Origin of the sequence: Ferrimonas sp. SCSIO 43195, from assembly GCF_023716685.1 — a bacterium.
GTDB lineage: Bacteria > Pseudomonadota > Gammaproteobacteria > Enterobacterales > Shewanellaceae > Ferrimonas > Ferrimonas kyonanensis.
In genome coordinates this window covers 1,783,662-1,803,802 of sequence record NZ_CP072679.1, presented here as the reverse complement: position 1 = coordinate 1,803,802, position 20,141 = coordinate 1,783,662, and the positions used below count along the sequence as shown (strand labels likewise).

The following is a 20,141-nucleotide window of genomic DNA, read 5'->3' as shown; positions in this document are numbered from 1 at the left end:
TTCTTTTACACAAAATGATTATCTATCATACCTATTCTCAGCCAATTTCTTTCCATCATGGAAAAAACTTAACTAGCTCATCAGAATAAAAAATTAACTTTTTCCTAATCGCTTCTTGTTCAGGACGATCAAATTGCCGGCCTATACCATTTAGGTTTTGAGAAAGATAATCCAGTCTTTTAATATAGCTTTTATCCTGTAACAATTCCTGTTCTTGTAATAGAGTTCTCATCAGAGAATCAATGATCTTAATACTCTTTTCAATCTCATTTTGTGCGTTAACTGCTTTTGATAGAAGATTCAGCCTTAACAGCGAGCCCTCAATTTCTTCAATTATCATGGGCAATGGGTACCCGACTGATTCTCTTAGATGATTCATATAATCTAGATAGCCATCAACGGAAACTAAAGACTCAGAATATTTGCCACTGCCCAAAAAGTAATTGTATTTTCTTTTGGCGATTGCAAAATTAAACCGACCTACAGTAGAGGAAACTAATGGAGCGTAATGTAGTGGCCACGTATAAAATGAATCATCGTAGATAGACTTCGTTATTGATGCGCACTCAGATTGAGATAGACTGTAATTAATAAATTCGCTAGATCCTGCGCCGTAGTCATATAACAATTCGTATATTTCTGGTTGATAGCCATATAAGCCAGCACGTATATCATTATGGCATGCGTATCCATATTTATCCGTTAAGGCTTTAACATCATCTCCATTATCTTGATTTATATCAATAAGGATGACACTACTTGTTAAGGTTGCTTCAGGTAAGTCTATTGTGCACTTTAGAGCTTTAGAACATATTTTATGAAACTCTCCACACTCTCCGCCGACACATTCTGTTATGGTAGCTAAATACGAAATTTGTGAAACGTCATCAACCTTTATGAATAGCTCTCTTTCATCAATGATCCCTGCACTATATTTATCACCATATTTGAATGAGTCTATATTCTTCCAGAGCACGGCCTCTGTTACTTTGTGAGTTTTTGATGCAAACAGAATGAGTCTTTTGTCTTCCGCATGCAGATGACTAGATAGGAATAACGTTGCTAAGATAGTGCCAAGTAAGATATTGCGATTATTAAATTTCATTCTGTTATTATTTCTATAGATTCTCTTGCGATTTTTCGCAGCACCTTGAGACATTATCAAAGCACCAGCGAACACACAAGCGACATAGAAACGCCTGCGTTATCAATATGATTTTAATCACCTTTAAAATTCCTTTATGATTTAGATCACAAAGTTTTAATCCCTTAGAAAACCTCGCACCCCGACCCACAAAGGCAATTATAGGCCTAGCAACTTCTTCACCTTCTCCATATTCCCCCCCCTTCTTATCTGCAGGACATTGCTCAACAACCACAGTAAGTCAAAATTACAATCCTCAATGACACGCAAAGTCAATAGAGCAAATTCACAATAGCTTGCAGGTCTCTTTTACAGCCTATTATCGAGTCAATTAAATTCGCCACTGGGAATATGCAAATCTGTTCATATGCGCACCACACCATCCCCCATATCAGACATAAAACAGCCTAAATACTATAATGTTTGTTCAAATTGAACTGCTTTCTCTGTTCCACATTCAAAGATTATCGGCTCAGATAAATTTGTAGCTTTGTCCCTCATATGAAAATACAGCACACTCCATTATTGCCCGCCCTATACGATTACGACAACCCACCATATACAGTCTCTAATTCCATTAGGAAGCTAATCCAGTGTTTTTAGCCATGCGTCCAATTCATACACCAGAAGGACGATTTCAGCCCTCCGCACTACCGGACTGCCATCAAACGCTTGAGCAACGCCCTTCAATTCCAACAAACCCGTGGCGAATTTCAGAGTCTGGTCAGCCTGAGCCTGAACCGCAGCCGGTACCGGCTTGCCAGCGGCTATATAACTCCCTACTTCGGCCTTTAGCTGCTGGTATCGTGCCAACAGGCCCTCTACTGCAGCGGTAAAGTCGATTCCATTCATAGTTACCTCCCTGGCTCTGGGCTGCCAGCCGCAGCCTCTGTGGTTTGTGTCGGGGCGCGCCCCAGTTGACGCTCCAACAAGTCCCTTTGAGCAGGCGTCAACAGCTCATTACGTAGCCCGGGATCGGGCAGCAGCTGCTCCGGAGCACAGTTGTAGGCGATTCCTCCCACCTGAAATTGGTGAAACTGCCCTCACCTCTATACCCATCTCAGAGAACATAACGGCCTCCCAGCCAGGCCGTGACTCCTGTGTTACTACCAATAATGGGGCCACTTTCTTTCCGGCCTGCCTAAGCCCACTAAATAGCCATCATCTGACCATCGCCCATTACGCCAACGATCCAGTTCACAAACTGGCCTGGTGGTACGGAATCGACTATTTCGGGCCTTGAATCGACCTCCCTGAGCGATCAAGTATTGATTAAATTTTCTTTTGCGAAATGTTCAAATCGCAGAGGAAATGATGATGAAACAACAACTAACACAACGAAATTCGCTAACACTGTGTGCCAGTGCGCTGATTCTGATCCTGACCGGATGTGGCAGTGACAGCGACAATACCAACAGTTCGGATCCCAACCTGCCACCGGGCCCCGGAGCCATATCGGCGATTGCCGTTATCGGCGAAGACACTTCCATTGACGTCCTGGCCGAAGCCAGTGATCCGGAGGGCGACTCCCTCTCCCTGACTGATGCCAAAGTGGTTCAGGGCGCCGGCGAAGTACGGGTGAAAGACGACCTACTCTGGTTTGTATCCAGTGACTATGGTCTGGCGCAAGTGGAGTACACCATCAGCGACGGTAACGGCGGTAAAACCGTTGCCGTGGTGGATGTGGAGGTAAAAGCCAGTATCCAGGATTACGCCGGTACCGAAACCTGCCTGCGCTGCCACCAGGACAAGGTCAGCTTCAAGGAAACCGGACATAACTGGAAGTTCACCAAGATTGAAAACGGACAGGCACCGGACCTGCCCTTTACCTCTCTGGACGGGGCCTTCGATCTGTATGAAGGGGTCGAAAACAGCGCCGGTGTGCCCGAGAGCTGGAGCGACGTCAGTTACCTGCTGGGAGGCTTCCAACGTCAGGCTATTCTAGTCGATAACAATGGCTATATGATCAACGGCACCAAGGCGATGTTTGATGTGTTGCCAAAAGGGGAAACCCTGGACGAGTCTCGAGTGGTTCCGTTCGCGCCGGGTGCAGGTGGAGACGGCATGCCCTACACCTGCGGCCACTGCCACAACACTGGCTGGCGCGACTACACCTCGGAGCCTGGTGACGATCGTAACCACAACCGCCAGGATGGCCTGATTGGCATGGAGGGAACCTTTGCCCAGGCTGGCGTGCAATGCGAAGCCTGTCACGGCGCCGGTGGCGATCACGCCAAGAGCCCGAGCAAAGACAACATCGTCCGGGTGGCCCAAGGTCGTCTTCGCGCTGACCTGACTGCCATGAACCAAGCCTACGGCGAGCCGATCGCCTGCGGCGAATGCCACACCAAATCCGGTGAACGCTGGTACAAAGACGGTTACATGACCCCCTATGACGAAAAGTTTGGCGGCGACACCATCGGTGGCTTCGTTAAGGACTACTTCGAAGAGGGTCGCAATGCCGGAGATGCGCTGCTGGGCTACGATCCAGACACCGGTGTGGCAACCGGCAAGAAACGGATGTTCCAGTGCATTCACTGCCACAACCCTCACCTGTCGACCAACTTCCGCGACAAGCCCGGACACGAGGAAGCGCTGACAACGGAATGCCAGGATTGTCACCCGAGCGTGAAGTTCAACGATGGCCTCGGTGCCATGCATGGCGCAATGGCAGACTGTACCGATTGCCACATGCCTAAGAACTCCCACCTGTTCCGGATTGACCTGTCGGCGCCATCAGAGGACCCGTACCACTACGGTGAAGATGGCAAGACCCGTCAGCCCTGGCTGCGGCCGGTACAATCCTGTCAAGGCTGTCACCCAGAGGATTACGATGATCGAGCCAGCCGACTCGGCAAGGTTCACAAGTAATCTGTCACAATAGCGACGCATAGCCCAAAGCCAGCGACCGATCCGTCGCTGGCTTTTTCATTTGAATCACAACGTCATCAACGGCCATAAGCAAGGTGTCCAGATGAGTTTAGAATGAGTCCACGACACGCTCTGCACAGAGCCCACTTGACCCACCGCGGCGTTGAAGTCTACCCGTACCTGCCCGCTTGCCACCTTAGCGAATCACAGGATCCCGGGATACAACCAAAACCGACCGAAAGACTCAATATAAAATCTGAGTCTGCGGCAAGATCAGGCCAACTCAACCTTACTGAGAAACTCTAATTAGGCGGGCACGCATACTGGAATGGTGACATCTTCATCAACACCAACGCATGCAGAAAGCGTGAGTCTTATTCACCAGTAATTGTTTTTGTGCGGTGGTTTCCATAACCCATCAGTTTTAGCAAAAGTTATTGATTAATATTAATAATTCCAATGATAATGTCGCCTTTTTTCGGCTACATAAGACTGTTTGATTAAAGGATAATTAATGCGCAACCTGCTCAACATCGCTCTGCTTTGTGCTTCGGCCACCTTCGCCATGCAAGCACAGGCTGGTGACATTAAGGTGCTCAGCGCCGTTGTAAAAGATAAGAATATTGGCGATGCACACATCACCTGGCAACGTAATGGTTCAAGCTCCCAACAAGCGATAACGTCATCCAGAGGCACAGCCCATGTACCCGACGCGGTTGTGGATGATGCCGACACGACCATGATCATCAACAAGCCTGGGTATTCCACTCTCGTCGTTAAGTGTCCTTGTGATAACTTTACCTATGCTTTATCGCCGGTAATGCAGAGCTTAGACGGTCTGCGTGCAGTCTTAACATGGGGGGCGAGCCCTCGCGATCTGGACTCGCATCTGGCCTTTCCGGGTAACCATGTCTACTTTTCTAATAAGACAGGTGACGCGGTCAATTTGGACGTAGATGACACCACAAGTTATGGACCAGAAACCATTACCATCGAGCAAAAATACGATGGCCAGCGTTACGTTTATGCGGTTCATGATTACTCCAATGGCTCCAAGAAAAACTCCACAGCAATGAGTTTCAGTAACGCACGTGTTGAAGTGTATGTGGGCCAAACACTGATTCGCACTTATCGCGTAAAGCCTGATACGACAGCGACCAGTTGGGTGGTATTTGGTATTGATGAAGGAGGGGCCTTTCATGACATCAACCAATACCTAAGCCTGAGCCGGAAAGGGATGCAACAGCACTTGCACAGCTTGATTGCCGCCGACTCTTTTGAGGATCACTCGCTGATCACGCCTGCCATTAAGAAGGAAGCCAAACGAATCAATACGCGTGGCGAGTCTCTTTACCATGACAAGCGCTTAGAAGATGCCATGTACACCTTCCAAGATGCCATCAACCTGTATCCCTCTTATGGCCAGGCATACAGTAATCTCGGGCTGACCTACCAAAAGCTGAACCGTACCGCAGAAGCTCTGTGGGCCAACCGTAAAGCCATCGAATTGGCCAGCGGCAAACACAAAAACCGCGTTCAAGCGAGCAGCTACTACAACATTGCGCGCATCTATGAGGCCAAAGAGCAGTGGCGTGCCGCACTGGAAAACTTCCGCAAGGCTAAATCGCTGCGTCAGCACAGTGCTTATGACAACGGCATTGCCCGTATGCAGGAAAAATTGCAGTAACCCGCAAGCGTTCCCGACATCAAATCCATGATGTCGGGAACCTCTCTCAACGCATTGTTTAATTGGCAGGACGTTGTAATGAAGTTACGTAGCTTAATGGTCTGTTTATTGATTTTTCCTGTCACCTTGCTTGCCGCAGGCCCGGAAAAAGTGGCAACGCTTGATCGTGATCTTTGGCCTTATGCTATTGATACCCGCGCACAGTTTGATAAAGCCTCGAATGCCGAGATACAGATGCAAACACGGGTAATAAGCACTACGTCGTTACTCACAGAAGCGGACATCAAAGCATTCACAGGGCTGAAGACGGTCAATGTTACCGGGGTAAAAGAGTGGCTTGCTCGAACCCAAACCAGATTACTTGAGAACCATCAACACGCCTGTGGCAATGGCCCTAAATGCGCTCGAAACTGGCGAGAATTGCAGCAATTAAGCAAGGGTAATCTCGAGCACGATCTGGAAGCACGCTGGAAAAACTGGGCACAACAAAGCCAGAAGTTCCATCAACGTTACCTGTACGAACAGGTTCGCCTAGCGGCCTTATTCCCCCGCATCACCAGTGAAATCGAGCGGCTATCGAGTCAAGAGGTAAATGGCTTCGAGCTAAAAGACGGTGATTTCTTATTAACCTATGATGATGGTCCGTCACCTCATCGCACTGCACCGTTGATCCGTGCACTAAAAAAATACGATATCCATGCTTTTTTCTTTGTGCTTGGAGAGAGCCTCGATAGGATTAAACCGGCCGCGGATGCCTATCAGGATCAATGTTTGGCATCCCATGGTTATCAACACCAAAGCCACGCCAAATGGCCGGATTGGCAACAGTCACTGGCCGATACTCGAGCTGAACTGGCTGCCTATCAGCCTGGTCCTTATTGGTTTAGGCCTCCCTATGGTCAACGCCACCAAGCACTGCTAACCGATTTACAGCACCACAATGAAACAGTGATGCTTTGGAATATAGACAGCCAGGATTGGAACAAAAAACTATCTGAGCAACAAGTTGCCGATCGTGTCATTACCTTAATGCTACTCTGGCGCCGAGGCATCATTCTGTATCACGACATTCATAGTCGTGCACAAAACAATCTCCCCATGCTTAATGGCTTAGTCACTCAGTCCGATAGGCGTTGGGTCGATTGCCGTCACTTCTGAGTGCCGAGATAACTGAGATAGATCCGTTCCCGGTCGCTCAGTTCGATGTCACCAAACACCACAAAAAAGCCGGTGCAGAAGCACCGGCAAACAGGCAGAGAGCGTTTTGAAAACTAGGAGGGAACCGGGCGGCGATCCTCGATGACAATGCCATCGGCCGGCAAACTGCCCGGTGCCACCCAGGCAACATCGGCACCCAATTTGAGCATCGTCCGCGCCAACTCGGCCACCTCAGACTGCGGCAGTGGCACCTCGGCCGCCGGTTCGCACAACAGGGTCAACTGATCGTTGTGGCCCTGGCGCTCTACCAACGCTCGAATGCGAGTCATGCCGCCAACCTGGCTGCGCAGTTGCTCCAGTTGACGAGGATGAACAAACATCCCTTTGACCTTGGTGGTTTGATCCGCTCGCCCCTGCCAGCCTCGAATTCGGCCATTGGTGCGCCCGCACGGGCTGGGTGCGGCCAGCATCGACGACAAATCGCCGGTGGCAAAGCGCAGCAGCGGATAATCACCGTTAAAACTGGTCACTACCACCTCCCCCACCTCGCCGGCTGCGACAGGCTGCTCGGTACCGGGGCGAACGATCTCCACCAACAGATCCTCCGCCAGCACCAAATCTTCTCCAGGCCGAGTCTCATAGGCGATCAAACCAATGTCGGCGGTGGCATAGGCCTGCAACACCGTGATCCCAGCTTCTGCAAAGTCGGCCCGTAGCGATTCGGGCAGCGCCTCGCCGGTCACCAGCGCCATTCGAAATGACAACCGCTGACCCGCCTGTTGCGCCTTATCCAGCAGAATCTTCAGAAACGAGGGCGTGCCACAATACCCTTGCGGTTGCAGCCGGGCATTGATGGCTAGCTGCTGTTCGGTCTGACCCGGTCCCGCCGGAATCACCACGCAGCCACAGGCGCGGGCGCCGGAGTCGAGGATAAAACCGCCGGGACTGAGGTGATAAGAGAGGCAGTTCTGCACCCGGTCGCCTGGTCGAAATCCGGCAGCATAAAACGCCCGGCCCATGCGCCACCAGTCTGGCTGGTTGCATTCCGGCTCGCAGATGGGGCCCGGCGACAGGAACAATCGATCCAAGGCGACGCCTTCGGTCTCCATTCCGGCCAACGGCGGCTGGGCCTGCTGCAAGTCGATTAAGTCCGACTTACGGGTAATGGGCAACGTCGCCAGCGCCTGACGACTGCTGACCTCATCCACGGCGATGTCCGAAAGCAAGCGCCGGTAGTAACTGCTGTGTTCACGGAGGTGGCCCAAAAATTCTGGCAGTTGCGACAGCAGGTGCTGCTCACGATTATCGGCGTCCTGGCACTCTTTGGGGTCAAAAAATCCGTTCATGGCGCTCCCCTTACAACCAGCGCTTACGGCGCTTGTAGGATTTCAGGTTCTTAAAGCTCTTACGCTCTTCGTTACCGCCGCCCAGGTAGAACTCTTTCACGTCTTCGTTGTTAAGCAACTGCTCGCGGGTGCCATCCAGCACAATCTTACCGGACTCCATGATGTAGCCGTAGTCCGCCGCCTTAAGGGCATAGTTGGCATTCTGCTCCACCAGCAGCATGGTAATGCCCTGCTCCTTGTTGATCTTCTCGATGATGCCAAACACCTCTTTAACCAACAGCGGCGACAACCCCATGGAGGGCTCATCCAGGCAGATCATCTTCGGCCTGGCCATCAGCGCCCGACCGATGGCCAGCATCTGCTGCTCACCGCCAGACAGGTAACCCGCCAGACCGGTGCGCTCTTTCAGGCGAGGGAAATACTCAAACACCATTTCGATGTCTGCCGCCACCTCGTTGTCGCTGCGGGTATAGGCCCCGAGCTTGAGGTTTTCAATCACCGTCATGTCCTCGACGATGCGCCGCCCCTCCATCACCTGGAAAATGCCATCGCGCACGATGGCTTCCGGCGACTGACGGTCGATGCGCTGCCCCATGAAACGAATGTCGCCGCGGGTCACTTCACCATCTTCCGACTTCAGCAGCCCGGATATCGCTTTCAGGGTGGTGGACTTGCCGGCGCCGTTAGGGCCTAGCAGGGTCACAATCTGGCCCTTAGGCACATCGATGCTGACCCCTCTGAGCACCTGAATCACCTCGTCGTAGACCACTTCGATGTTGTTGATGCACAGGACCGGCTCCGCCACCTGGGTTTGTACTGCTGCTTGGCTCATAAATACTCCAAATACGATGTGGGAAAACTGCCGGGACGATCGGTCTGATCGCCCCAGCAACCGGGATCAGAAGCCCAGCCAGTCGTCACGGCGCTCCAGAGTCATCTGGCTGACGCGCTCAATCTGAACGTCACCGTTGTTGTAGTTGCCTTTATAGATGTTGACCTGGTTGACGCCGCGGTGGTCCTCTTTGGTCCAGTTGGCTGCCAGGCAGACTCCATCCAACCCTTGAGGCACCCAGTTTTCACGCACGTACATGCCTTTTTTGATGTTCTCGCCGGTGATGCCGCCATTGTCCTTGGCCCACTCCATCGCTTCTTTCATAAAGAACGCCGAGCACACGCCACGAATGTAATGGTGCAAGCGCGGCTGCTCACCGGAAGGGTCGGACATCTTGGAGACTTCACGCACCAGCTTCATGCCCGGTACTTGGTCGCTCCAGAACGGGTTCATGGTGGGGAAGATATAATCTTTAATCCCCTCGCCCGCGGCCTCAAACACCTTGCGGTCACCGCCCCAGATGTTGGACATAAACTGAATGTCGGTGCCAACGGTATTGCACGACTTCACCAACGACAGTACCGAGCCGCCGAGGTTGCCGATGTAACCGTAGTTGGTGCCGGAGCTTTTCAGGCTCAGGCACTGGGCTTTGAAGTCGCCGGGTTTCATGGAGATGACGACCGGTGGCTGAACCTCAAAGCCCAGTTCGGTGGCATAGGCAGCGCAAGCCGCCTTGGGCGCATTCGGGTAGGGGTGGTTGGCCCCGATGTGAGTAAATTTCGGCTTGCCGGACTTGCCTTTGCTTTTCCAGTCTTCGGCGGCCCACTGCACCAAGCCACGACAGGAATCGGAGTAAGACGCGCCATAGAAGAAGTTGTAGGGGGCTGGCTTCTTGGTGTTGGGATTCTTGCCCATAGGATCGGTCAGGTGGCCAGAGTAAGACGCCGAATAAACCGGAATCTTATCCTTGGCCACGAAGGAGATCAGCGCCTCGGTATCGGCGGTGCCCCAGCCCTGCATCGCCACCATGCCCTTACGGGACTTCCATTTCTTGTACGACGCAATGGCCTGAGGCACCTTGTAGGCGTAGTCGATGGTTTCAAACTCCAACTGGGTGCCGTTGATGCCGCCGTTGGCGTTGATGTAGGCCAGAGAGTCGCGCACGCCATCGGCATACACCTTGCCCACAAAGGCCGTGGGGCCGGACATGTCGGCCAGATGACCGACAAATACCGAGTCCTGTGCCTGGGCCGATGCGGCCATCATGGCCATGGCCACGGCGGATGAAACAAACAGAGTCTTGTGCATGTGAGTATCCTTTAAGTTCAGGCCAAAGGCCTGGCTGTCCTTAGACGCCCGAACGCGGCCACACCGGGGTTCGGGCAAGCGTGCTTACTGTCCACCGCCTCAGTAAGAGAAGGGATAAAACTTCCAGTAGTTTTTGATCTGCTGCCAACGGTGAGCCAGCCCTTCCGGCTCAAAAATCAGGAACAGGATGATCACCAGGCCGATGGCCATCTCTTTGATGTAGGCCAGACCGTCCACCACCATGGGGATGTTGCCCCAGTCAGTCATCTTCATCAGGCCAACACCGCCCTCCAGCGCTTCCGGCAGCAGCACCATAAACACCACCCCCATCAGGGTGCCCTTAATGGAACCGAGGCCGCCGATGATCACCATCGCCAGGAACTGCACCGACATGAAGATGGTGAACCCTTCCGCCGACACGTAGCCCAGGTAGTGAGCGTACAAGGCACCGCCGATGCCGGCGTAGAACGAGGAGATACCGAACGACAACAGGCGATACTTGTTGAGTTTGACCCCCATGATCTCCGCCGACAGGTAATGATCCCGCACCGCAACAAAGGCTCGGCCATCGCGGGAGCGCATCAGGTTGCAGCCCCAGATGAACATAAACACCAGCGCAAACAGGGCGATGTAATAGAACTTCTCGTCGGTATCAAACACCACGCCGAACAGGTTGATGGGCTCGGCCATGGAGCCGGCGCTGCCGCCGGAGAACCACTCGGCGCGGCCGAAGAAATCTTCGATGATGAACTGAGCCGCCAGGGTGGCGATGGCCAGATACAACCCCTTAATCCGCGCCGCTGGCATGCCGAACATCATCCCCACCGCCATGGTCAGAAACCCCGCCAGCGGAATGCACAGGAACACCGGAATGCCGAAGCTGGTGTTCATCCAGGCCGAGGCAAAGGCGCCGAAGCCAAAGAAGGCACCATGGCCCAGTGAGATCTGGCCGGTAAAGCCCACCAGAATGTTCAGGCCCAGGGCGGCAATGCCCAGGTAGGAGATCTGAATAAACAGCGTCAGATAGTAGGCATCCAGCACGAAGGGTGCCAGACAAGCCAGGGCGATGACCAGCGCGGTAAACCAGCGGATGGTGCGGGTTTCAAAAATGGTGTTGTCCTGCTTGTAGCTGGTGCGAAAATCGCCGCAGGGACGCATGGCCAGACTAGACATAACGCACTCCTTGTAGTGTCTGGATTGGGGTAATCATTGTCAGTGTCATGGTCTGCTCCTTAGATCCGCTCGATGTCACGGGTGCCGAAAAAGCCGTAGGGCTTAAACCAGAGGATCAGCAGCAGCACGTAGAAAGGCGCAATGTCGTACATGTTGCCAAAGTGCAGGTACTGGCTGTCGAAGAACTCCGCCAAGTTCTCCAACACACCGATGGTGATGCCGCCGACGATGGCGCCGACAATGGAGTCCAGGCCACCCAGAATCACCGCCGGGAACACCTTGATGCCAATGGCTGACAACGAGTCGGAAACGCCGTTGACCATGCCAATCACCACCCCCGCCGTTGCCGATACGGTGGCGGCAATGCCCCAACTCATGGCAAACACCTGCTTCACCGAGATGCCCAGGCTTTGTGCCACCTGCTGATCGAAGGCGGTGGCCCGCATCGCCAGGCCGTGCTTGGAGTGTTTAAAGAACAGGTAGAAACCGACCATGATCATCAGCGCAATCACGGTGCTCATCAGGTAGGCCAGCTCGACGTTAAGGCCAAACACACTGATGCTTTGGGTCTCAAACACCTGCGGGTAGCTTTCCGGTGCCACCCCGAAAATCCACTTGGTCAGTGACTGGAAGAAGATCGACAGGCCGATGGTTACCATGATCACCGAGATGATGGGCTCGCCGATCATCGGCCGCAGCACAATCATCTGCAGCGCCACCCCGAATAGGGCCATGAACGCCAGACTCATCAGAAAGCCGATGAAAAACGGCAGTTGCAGGTACACCAGCAGTGCCCAACATACCCAGGCCCCCACCAGCAGGAACTCGCCCTGGGCAAAGTTGACGATCTGAGTGGATTTGTACACCAGCACGAAGCACATGCCGACCACCCCGTAAAGCAGGCCCACAATCAGGCCATTGACGATCAGTTGCAGCAGCAGCTCGAAATTCATGAGGCTCTCCTTTGCTCAGTGTGCTCCAGGGACTCCACCAGCGTGGCCACCTGCAGCTGGGTTTCCACTCGGGTCTTGGTGCCATCCTGGAAGGTGATCACCGTATCGATGTCGACGTGGTCGCTGCCGCCGTAGATGGCGTCGATGATGTCGCCATACTTCTCGGCGATCACCCCTCGGCGCACCTTCCGGGTTCGGGTCAGTTCGCCGTCATCGGCGTCCAGCTCCTTATACAGCAACACAAACTTGTGGATTTTCTGCGCCTCAGGCAGGGTGGCATTGACCTTCTCCACCTCCTCAGACAGCTTCTGATACACCTCGGGCAAGGTGGCCAGATTGGTGTAGTTGGTGAACGCCAGTCCGCGCTGCTCCGCCCACTTGGAGACGATGCTGAAGCGGATGCACAAAATGGCCGATAGATAGGGGCGATTCTTACCCAGAATCACCGCCTCGCCGATGAAGGAGGAGAACTTCAGTTTGTTCTCAATGTACTGGGGTGAATACTGGATGCCGCCACTGGTATGGGCCAGGTCCTTGATGCGGTCGATCACCACCAGGTGACCGGACGGCTTGAAGTAACCGGCGTCGCCGGTGTGCATCCACCCCTCTTTGACGTCTTCATTGAAGGCATCGGCATCGCCCAGATAGCCGCAGAACATCCCTTCGGTCTGGGCCACCACTTCGCCCAAGCCTTCGGAGTCGGCGTTGATCACCTTGACGCTGGCGTTGTCGAACGCCACGCCGACGCTGTCGTAATCCACGTCATCGGCGTCGTGAATGGTGTAGGCGCCGCACATCTCGGTCTGGCCATACAGTTGCCGCAACGGTACGCCGATGGCCTGGAAAAAGCGGAAAGTATCCGGGCCCATGGCGGCGCCGCCGGTGGCGGCAGACTTGAGGAAGGAGAAGCCGAGACGATCCCGCAGCGCCTTCATCAGCAACCACTCCGCCAGGGTCGAGCGCTTGCCTTGATCCAGCGCCTGCTGGGCCCGGGTCATGGCAAAATCAAACAGCCTCTGCTTCAGCGGCGAGGAGTCCATCATCCGCGCCTGAACGTCGGCCAGAATCCCCTCCCACACCCGCGGGGCCAGCAGCACGAAGCTGGGGCCGATCTCCCGCAGGTCGGCCATCATGGTCTCCTGCTCCTCGACAAAGTTGACTACCTGGCGGGCAATCAACGCCTGACCGACGGCGTACACCTGCTCCATGATCCACGGCAGTGGCAGCACCGAGACGTAGTTGTCACCCGGGCTGCGAGGGTCGGCGCGCAGATAAGAGCTGCAGTGCTTAACAAAGTTACCGCCCTTGAGCAGCACAATTTTGGGTTTGGAGGTGGTGCCCGAGGTGGTGCAATAGATGGCGATGCTGTCGGGATCGGTGCGATCCACCATGGCGTCGTAGCGGCCCGGGTCCTGATGATCCTGGTCACGGCCCAGCTGATACAGCACTTCCACGTCCAACAGGCGGGGATCGTCGTACTTACGCATGCCTCTGGGATCGCAATAGACGATGTGCTTTACCCCAGGAATGGCATCGCCCAACTCCAACAGCTTGTCACACTGCTCCTCATCTTCGGCAATCACCACCGAGGCCCCGCTCAAGTTAAGCAGGTAGGCCACCTCTTCGTGCAGCGAGTCCTGATACACCCCGAGGGAGTAACAGCCCATGGCATGGGCGGCCACCTCTCCCCACACCCACTCAGGACGGTTGTCTCCCAGCAGGGCCACGGTATCGGTCGCGCCGATGCCCAGATGATCCAGCGCCAACGCCATCCATTTCACCCGGTTGTGGTAATCCAGCCAGCTGAACTCATTCCAGATGCCAAACTCCTTTTCCCGCATGGCCACGTCCTCGGGCCAGTGATTGGCGTTATGGCGCAAAATCTTGGGAAAGGTATTGAGACTGCCCATCTCAAAGCCGTTATCGGCCGCATTGCTTGCCTGGCTCATTAACCTGCCTCCTGCATCACTTCGTCCTCTTCCAGACCCAGATAGGCCCGCTTCACGTGCTCGTCGTTCATCACGTCGAGCGGCAAGCCACTGATCAGTTTCTTGCCAAAATCCAGCACCATCACCTCGTGGGAGATGTCCATGACCACACCCATGTCGTGCTCGATCATCACCACGGTGATGCCAAACTCCTCGTTGAGATCGAGGATGTAGCGAGCCATGTCCTCCTTCTCCTCCAGGTTCATGCCCGCCATGGGCTCATCCAGCAGGATCAATTTAGGCTTCAGCGCCATCGCCCGGGCCAGTTCGACCCGCTTACGCAGGCCGTAAGAAAGCGTCCCCGCCACCGCCTTACGCACATGGGTGATGTCGAGAAAATCGATGATCTCCTCCACTTCGCGGCGGTGAGCCAACTCCTCTTTTTGCGCCGGTGACGCCCAGTACAGTGGGCCGGTGAGCCAGTTGTTCTTCATCAGGTGATGGCGGCCCACCATGATGTTGTCCAGCACCGACATATGGCCGAACAGCGCCAGGTTCTGGAAGGTGCGACCAATGCCCATGTCGGCACGGTCGTTGGGCTTGAGGTGGGTGACATCGCGGTCGCCGAATTGAATCTTGCCGCTATTAGGCCGGTAGCGGCCGGAGATGCAGTTCAGCATGGAGGTTTTACCGGCGCCATTGGGGCCGATGATGGAAAATACCGCCCCGCGGGGCACCTCAAAACTGACGTCGGTCAGTGCCTTCACCCCACCAAAGGCCAGTGAGATGTTATCAACCTTGAGTATTGAATCGGTCATACCCGGACTCCTGATATTTGGGACGAGTGGGCATTGCTGCCCGAGCAGGCCGACGGCGCGACCTGTGACGTTAGCCCCTCGCCATCTTGCGAGGAGCCTGAGTGTGATTACAGGGCGTATCGAGCCGATAGCTGACCGTAGTAGGAGTTGGCACCAGAGTTATGCATCTCAAAGTTGCCAAACTCAAAGCCCACCGCCAGTTCCTTAGTCAGGTTATTGAATATGTTGACGCTCCACTGACTGTTGTCCACGTCGGACTCGTCGGTTTCCACCCGGCCATAGAGAAAAGTGCTACGCCAGGTTTCGGTCCAGAAGTGGCGATAGGCCGCCAGATAACCGGTGGTGGTTTCCACCTTTTCTCCTACCAGATCCGTGGCGGCGGCCACTCCCACATAACGGCCCAACTCTCCCTGGTGTACCTGGAAGCGGAAGTCGTCTTTATCAAACAGATTAATGCGACCGGCAATCGAGGCGCCGAAGGCGGTTTCGCTGTTACCGCCGTTGGTGTTCAGCTCACGGCCAATGGCGGCCAGAGAGACGTTACCCCAGTCCCCTTTTAGGGTGTATTTACCGATAACGTCAGGCAGGCTGTCATTGCTGGTATCACCGCCGAAAGACTCAGGGTTTTCCACCGACACCTCAAAGCCGCCGGTCTTGTAGCGCACCTGCCCCTGACGAATAAATGCCAGGCCAACAGTAGCGCCGGCAAAATCGGCGGTTTCGGGAATGGCACTGGTGTTCATCAGAGTCGACCAGGTCTGGCCGGCAGTCACCCCTTGATAATTGATGAAAGCGTGACGAATTCGGGGGTTGGCCGAGTTGGAGATCACTTCATTGCCGCCACCACCGTAAAAATCCATCTCGATGAAACCGGTCAAATCACCATGGATGTACTTGGTGTTAAAACGGGTTTCGTTGGCAAAGATGCGAAACTGCGAGGCGTCCTCTTCCAGAGGCTTACCGGTACCGATCCAGAAATCGCGATAGGCGATATCGCCGTCGACGTAACGGGCATCAACCTTGATGTACCCGCCGAAGATCAGTTTTTTATCGTTACCGAGGTCGATCTCATAGCCGGACAGTGCCGAGCCGGAAAATGCCAGTAAAGTTCCGGCGAGGGCGAATGATTTAGCGTGTGAAGCGAGCATGGTAAGTCCCCTGTTAAGTAGTGCCCTCAACATCGGGAAAAGCAGAGCCAGTCACAATTGGGAATAGGTATTAGTGAATCCGTCTTAATACGCAGGTCTTACGACTTAAGTCGAGGCCCATCCATGCCGGTGCAATCGCCAATCTGTGGTATTACTGGTAACAGAACAAAGTCGGCCCAGGGAGTTGGCCGACACCAAAGCATGAACTCGGGGAAAGGACGCATGTTTCCAAATTGGCTGCTGGTGGTGATCAGCGTGGGCTACATCGGCCTGCTGTTTTTCATCGCCTTTATGGGCGATCGCTACCGACATCGACTGGTGGCACGGCAGCAGCGACTGATCTACGCCCTGTCTCTGGGAGTGTACTGCACCTCCTGGGGCTTTTTAGGCACCGCCGGTCAGGCTTCGGTGGGGGATTTCTCCTATCTGCCGGTGTACCTGGCTCCCATTCTGCTGTTTGTATTTGGCTGGCCCTTTATTCAGCGACTGATTCGAGTCAGCCTGCGCCTGAACATTACCTCCATCGCCGATCTGCTGGCGGCCCGTTTTGGCAAGTCGCAGCGCCTGGCGGTGCTGGTGACTCTGGTGGCCCTCATCGGCACCCTGCCCTACATCGCCCTGCAACTGAAAGCGATCATCAACTCTTATGAGATTCTGCGCCAGACCCAAACCCTGGCCTCGTGGCAACTGGGGCTGGTGGTCAGCTCAGTACTGGCGGGCTTTACCATCATCTTCGGGGTCCGCGCCATCGACGTGACCGAGCGTCACCCCGGCGTCATGGTGGCCATCGCCTTTGAATCCTTTATCAAGCTGGTGGCCTTCCTGATTGTTGGCCTGTTTGTCTCCTACGTGGCTTTCGACTCCCCGGGGCAGATCTGGCAGCAATCGGTACAAGCAATGCCTGATGCGTTTGAGGTTGACGGCAGCCAACTGGTGTCCCTAACCGGATTAACGGTGATCGTGCTGTGCGCATTTTTGTGCCTGCCTCGCCAGTTTCAGGTCACCATGGCCGAGCTCAAGGACATCGACCACACCCGCTGGAGCCGCTGGATGTTTCCCCTGTACGTGCTGGTGTTTGCGTTCTTTGCCGCCCCTCTGGGTCAAGCGGGCAGCCTGCTGTATGGCGACTCACTGCAGCGGGACTCCTATGTACTGTTTCTGCCCGCCTACCATGGTCAATCCTGGCTGAGTCTGCTGAGTTTTTTGGGCGCCATCTCCGCCGCCAGCGCCATGGTGATCATCTCCACCATCGCCCTGAGTACCATGCTCAGCAACGAAGTGGTATTCCCGACTCTGTTCCGTCGCAGCGACGTGGAAAACACCGACTTCCTGCGTTTTCGCACCCGGCTACTGAGGGTTCGCAAGTTGCTGGTGATTCTGGTCATCGCTCTCAGCTACACCATGTTCCTGGTAGCTCCGCCGCACACCCTGGCGTCGCTGGGTGAAGTGGCCTTTGGCGCCATCGCTCAAATTGGGCCACCGCTGTTCGCGGCGTTTTTCTGGCGAAAAGTCAGCCTGAACGGCGTCATGGCCGGGATCAGTGGCGGCTTTGTCATCTGGCTTAGCTGCAACCTGCTGCCTCAACTGGGGCTGTACCCCCATCCCTTCGCTGGCAGTGACTACTCCTTCACCACCATGGCGACCTTGATGGGGCTCGGCATCAACGTCACCCTGATAGTGCTGGTGTCGCTGTTCCGCCGCCAGACAGTGAAAGAGCAGATGCAGCTGGAACACTTTTTCGAGCGCCCCGGCATTCATGACCGCAGCCCACTGAATCCAGGCAAAATCGATCCCAGAGAGTTGCAGTTGCTGGTCGCCCGGTTCATCGGCGACGATAAGGCCAGGCAGGGATTTGAGCGCTATTTCAGCCGTCACCCCCACAGCGACGCCCGTAAGATCAGCAGCAACCCAGATCTGGTGCTGTATACCGAAAACCTGCTGGCCACGGTGATGGGTTCGGCGTCGGCGCGACTGGTGATCTCCTGCGCCCTGCAGGGACGGGACATCGCCCTCAACGAAGTGGCGCAGCTGATGGAGGAAGCCACCAGTCAGCGCAACGCCGAAAGTCAGGAGGTGCTAAGACGCGCAATTGAAAACGCCTCGGAAGGGATCTCGGTGACCGATCACAACCTCAAGTTGGTGGCCTGGAACGAACGTTACCTGAGCCTGTTTCATTACCCCAAGGCGCTGATCTACCCCGGTTGCCCGGTGGCAGACCTGATTGAGTACAACCTCAGCCAAAGCATCGACGACCCGGCAATTGTGCGCCAGCAGGTCAACAAGCGACTGCGATTCCTGCGCCAGGGCAGCCGTCACAGCTCGGAGCGACAACTGCCGGACGGCACGGTCATTCGTATTGAAGGCAACCCCATGCCCGGTGGCGGCTTTGTCATGCTGTTCTCCGACATCACCGTCTACCGCCAGGCAGAAGCACTGCTGACCGAGAAGAATCTGGACCTGGAGTCTCTGGTGTCGGAGCGCACCAACAAACTGGCAATGGCCAACGAGCAGCTGGCCCGATCCAACGCCAAACTGGCCAACGCCAGAGAACAGGCGGAGCTGGCTCATCACAAAAAGAGCCAGTACCTGAAGGCTTGTAGTCACGATCTGCTACAACCGCTGTCGGCGGCACGGTTGTTCTCCTCCACGTTAATGGAAGACAATCAGTTACCTGAGCGCGCCCGAGGCCAACTGCAACAGATTGATCACTCTCTCAAGGTGGCCAATGATCTGCTGCTGGATCTCAACGAGGTCTCCCGCATCGACAGCGGCACGGTCGTGCCCAAAATGGAACCCTTCCCCCTGCAGGAGTTGCTGGACTGCCTGCACGGCGAATTTGACGCCATTGCCGACCAGCATCAGGTAACGCTGCGAATGGTTCCCTGCAAAGCCTGGATTCGAAGCGACCGTCAACTGCTAAGACGCATCCTGCAAAACCTGCTCAGCAACGCCTTTCGCTATGCCCATGGCGGCAAAGTACTGCTGGGTTGCCGCCATGGCGAGCAATTGGAGATTCAGGTGCTGGACACCGGCCCCGGCATCCCGGAAGACAAACAGCAGTGGGTGTTTGAGCAATTCACCCGGCTGGAAAACAGCCAGGGTTTGGGCCCCAATGGCCTGGGGCTGGGACTGAGCATCGCCAAAAGCCTGTCGGATCTTATGGGGCATACCCTGACCCTGCACAGCCGCCCGGGCCATGGCTGCGCCTTTTCACTGGCGGTCAATCCGGCCCCGTGCCGCCCACAAGTGGCAGCGGTAAATACCGATACCGTGACCCTGCACGGCATCAAGGTGCTCTGCGTCGATAACGACCCCAGTGTCCTGGCAGGCATGGTGGAGCTGCTGGAAAGCTGGGACTGCCGCGCCTTTCCCGCCCGCAGCCCGCAACAGGCGCTGCAACTGGTGGCCAGCCGCCAATACGATATCGACATCATGCTGGTGGATTATCAACTGGACAATGGCGAAGACGGCCTGACTCTGATGACCGAGCTGCAACGCCGGGCCCGGCGCCCATTGCCAGGAATACTGATCACCGCCACCACCGACGCGCCGCTGCAGGATCAGGCCCGAGCCGCCGGATTTGGGTATCTGAGAAAGCTGATTAAGCCCATGGCGCTGCGAGCCCTGATGAGTGCCATGTTGGTGAAGAGTCTGCAGCAAAACTACGCCCAGGAAACGGAGGTTCAGTAATCGGTGCCGCAATGACAGGCCATTGAAAAGTCCGGGTTCAGCCCTCCTGTGTTAGGCTTTTTCAACTCGAGTGAATAAAAAGGAG

At 54.9% G+C, this 20,141-nt stretch carries 14 protein-coding genes; 4 read left to right on the top strand and 10 right to left on the bottom strand.

Going from position 1 to position 20,141, the window contains the following annotated elements; translation table 11 throughout:
• Positions 1-55: 55 nt before the first annotated feature.
• Both J8Z22_RS08525 and J8Z22_RS08520 read right to left on the bottom strand, forming a co-directional pair.
• A complete protein-coding gene (locus tag J8Z22_RS08525; RefSeq protein ID WP_252010087.1) occupies positions 56-1,159 on the bottom strand; it encodes a hypothetical protein in 1,104 nt (367 codons plus the stop codon).
• Between the two features lie 570 nt (positions 1,160-1,729).
• Positions 1,730-1,996: a hypothetical protein gene (locus tag J8Z22_RS08520; RefSeq protein ID WP_252010085.1), complete on the bottom strand. Its 267-nt coding sequence runs from the start codon at positions 1,994-1,996 to the stop codon at positions 1,730-1,732.
• A 465-nt stretch (positions 1,997-2,461) separates the two neighbouring features.
• Here J8Z22_RS08520 and J8Z22_RS08515 point away from each other — a divergent pair, with 465 nt between their 5' ends.
• From J8Z22_RS08515 to J8Z22_RS08505, 3 genes are all read left to right on the top strand, one after another.
• Positions 2,462-4,015 (top strand): Ig-like domain-containing protein, encoded by a 1,554-nt coding sequence (locus J8Z22_RS08515; protein WP_252010082.1) that lies wholly within the window; start codon positions 2,462-2,464, stop codon positions 4,013-4,015.
• Between the two features lie 514 nt (positions 4,016-4,529).
• Positions 4,530-5,702, top strand: a complete 1,173-nt coding sequence (locus tag J8Z22_RS08510; RefSeq protein WP_028114764.1) for a tetratricopeptide repeat protein — start codon at positions 4,530-4,532, stop codon at positions 5,700-5,702.
• Positions 5,703-5,780: 78 nt separating this feature from the next.
• Positions 5,781-6,860: a polysaccharide deacetylase family protein gene (locus tag J8Z22_RS08505; RefSeq protein WP_252010081.1), complete on the top strand. Its 1,080-nt coding sequence runs from the start codon at positions 5,781-5,783 to the stop codon at positions 6,858-6,860.
• A gap of 113 nt (positions 6,861-6,973) precedes the next feature.
• On the opposite strand, the gene J8Z22_RS08500 is transcribed toward J8Z22_RS08505, so the two are convergent.
• From J8Z22_RS08500 to J8Z22_RS08465, 8 genes are all read right to left on the bottom strand, one after another.
• Entirely contained in the window at positions 6,974-8,206 is a 1,233-nt protein-coding gene (locus J8Z22_RS08500) for a phenylacetate--CoA ligase family protein (protein WP_252010079.1), read from the bottom strand.
• 10 nt (positions 8,207-8,216) lie between these two features.
• Entirely contained in the window at positions 8,217-9,038 is an 822-nt protein-coding gene (locus tag J8Z22_RS08495) for an ABC transporter ATP-binding protein (protein ID WP_028114767.1), read from the bottom strand.
• A 66-nt stretch (positions 9,039-9,104) separates the two neighbouring features.
• Entirely contained in the window at positions 9,105-10,346 is a 1,242-nt protein-coding gene (locus J8Z22_RS08490; RefSeq protein ID WP_252010077.1) for an ABC transporter substrate-binding protein, read from the bottom strand.
• Between the two features lie 99 nt (positions 10,347-10,445).
• Positions 10,446-11,519: a branched-chain amino acid ABC transporter permease gene (locus J8Z22_RS08485; protein WP_028114769.1), complete on the bottom strand. Its 1,074-nt coding sequence runs from the start codon at positions 11,517-11,519 to the stop codon at positions 10,446-10,448.
• A gap of 59 nt (positions 11,520-11,578) precedes the next feature.
• Positions 11,579-12,472, bottom strand: coding sequence for a branched-chain amino acid ABC transporter permease (locus tag J8Z22_RS08480; RefSeq protein WP_028114770.1), 894 nt, complete (start codon positions 12,470-12,472; stop codon positions 11,579-11,581).
• The gene (locus tag J8Z22_RS08475) at positions 12,469-14,421 is read right to left on the bottom strand and encodes a long-chain fatty acid--CoA ligase (RefSeq protein ID WP_252010076.1); all 1,953 of its coding nucleotides are present in this window, start codon (positions 14,419-14,421) and stop codon (positions 12,469-12,471) included. Before J8Z22_RS08475 ends, J8Z22_RS08480 begins: the two co-directional genes overlap by 4 nt.
• A complete protein-coding gene (locus J8Z22_RS08470) occupies positions 14,421-15,218 on the bottom strand; it encodes an ABC transporter ATP-binding protein (protein WP_028114772.1) in 798 nt (265 codons plus the stop codon). The genes J8Z22_RS08475 and J8Z22_RS08470 overlap by 1 nt, the downstream gene beginning before the upstream one ends.
• 107 nt (positions 15,219-15,325) lie before the next feature.
• Entirely contained in the window at positions 15,326-16,366 is a 1,041-nt protein-coding gene (locus J8Z22_RS08465; RefSeq protein WP_252010074.1) for a DcaP family trimeric outer membrane transporter, read from the bottom strand.
• 222 nt (positions 16,367-16,588) lie between these two features.
• On the opposite strand from J8Z22_RS08465, the gene J8Z22_RS08460 reads away from it, so the two are divergent.
• Positions 16,589-20,056: a PAS-domain containing protein gene (locus J8Z22_RS08460; protein ID WP_252010072.1), complete on the top strand. Its 3,468-nt coding sequence runs from the start codon at positions 16,589-16,591 to the stop codon at positions 20,054-20,056.
• The last annotated feature ends 85 nt before the right edge of the window (positions 20,057-20,141 follow it).

Bases quoted from the DNA above. Each gene is read 5' to 3' on its own strand.
- J8Z22_RS08490 (WP_252010077.1), bottom strand. From the start codon at position 10,346: ATGCACAAGACTCTGTTTGTTTCATCCGCCGTGGCCATGGCCATGATG.
- J8Z22_RS08520 (WP_252010085.1), bottom strand. From the start codon at position 1,996: ATGAATGGAATCGACTTTACCGCTGCAGTAGAGGGCCTGTTGGCACGA.
- J8Z22_RS08510 (WP_028114764.1), top strand. From the start codon at position 4,530: ATGCGCAACCTGCTCAACATCGCTCTGCTTTGTGCTTCGGCCACCTTC.
- J8Z22_RS08515 (WP_252010082.1), top strand. From the start codon at position 2,462: ATGAAACAACAACTAACACAACGAAATTCGCTAACACTGTGTGCCAGT.
- J8Z22_RS08465 (WP_252010074.1), bottom strand. From the start codon at position 16,366: ATGCTCGCTTCACACGCTAAATCATTCGCCCTCGCCGGAACTTTACTG.
- J8Z22_RS08480 (WP_028114770.1), bottom strand. From the start codon at position 12,472: ATGAATTTCGAGCTGCTGCTGCAACTGATCGTCAATGGCCTGATTGTG.
- J8Z22_RS08460 (WP_252010072.1), top strand. From the start codon at position 16,589: ATGTTTCCAAATTGGCTGCTGGTGGTGATCAGCGTGGGCTACATCGGC.
- J8Z22_RS08485 (WP_028114769.1), bottom strand. From the start codon at position 11,519: ATGTCTAGTCTGGCCATGCGTCCCTGCGGCGATTTTCGCACCAGCTAC.
- J8Z22_RS08495 (WP_028114767.1), bottom strand. From the start codon at position 9,038: ATGAGCCAAGCAGCAGTACAAACCCAGGTGGCGGAGCCGGTCCTGTGC.
- J8Z22_RS08500 (WP_252010079.1), bottom strand. From the start codon at position 8,206: ATGAACGGATTTTTTGACCCCAAAGAGTGCCAGGACGCCGATAATCGT.
- J8Z22_RS08505 (WP_252010081.1), top strand. From the start codon at position 5,781: ATGAAGTTACGTAGCTTAATGGTCTGTTTATTGATTTTTCCTGTCACC.
- J8Z22_RS08470 (WP_028114772.1), bottom strand. From the start codon at position 15,218: ATGACCGATTCAATACTCAAGGTTGATAACATCTCACTGGCCTTTGGT.
- J8Z22_RS08475 (WP_252010076.1), bottom strand. From the start codon at position 14,421: ATGAGCCAGGCAAGCAATGCGGCCGATAACGGCTTTGAGATGGGCAGT.
- J8Z22_RS08525 (WP_252010087.1), bottom strand. From the start codon at position 1,159: ATGTCTCAAGGTGCTGCGAAAAATCGCAAGAGAATCTATAGAAATAAT.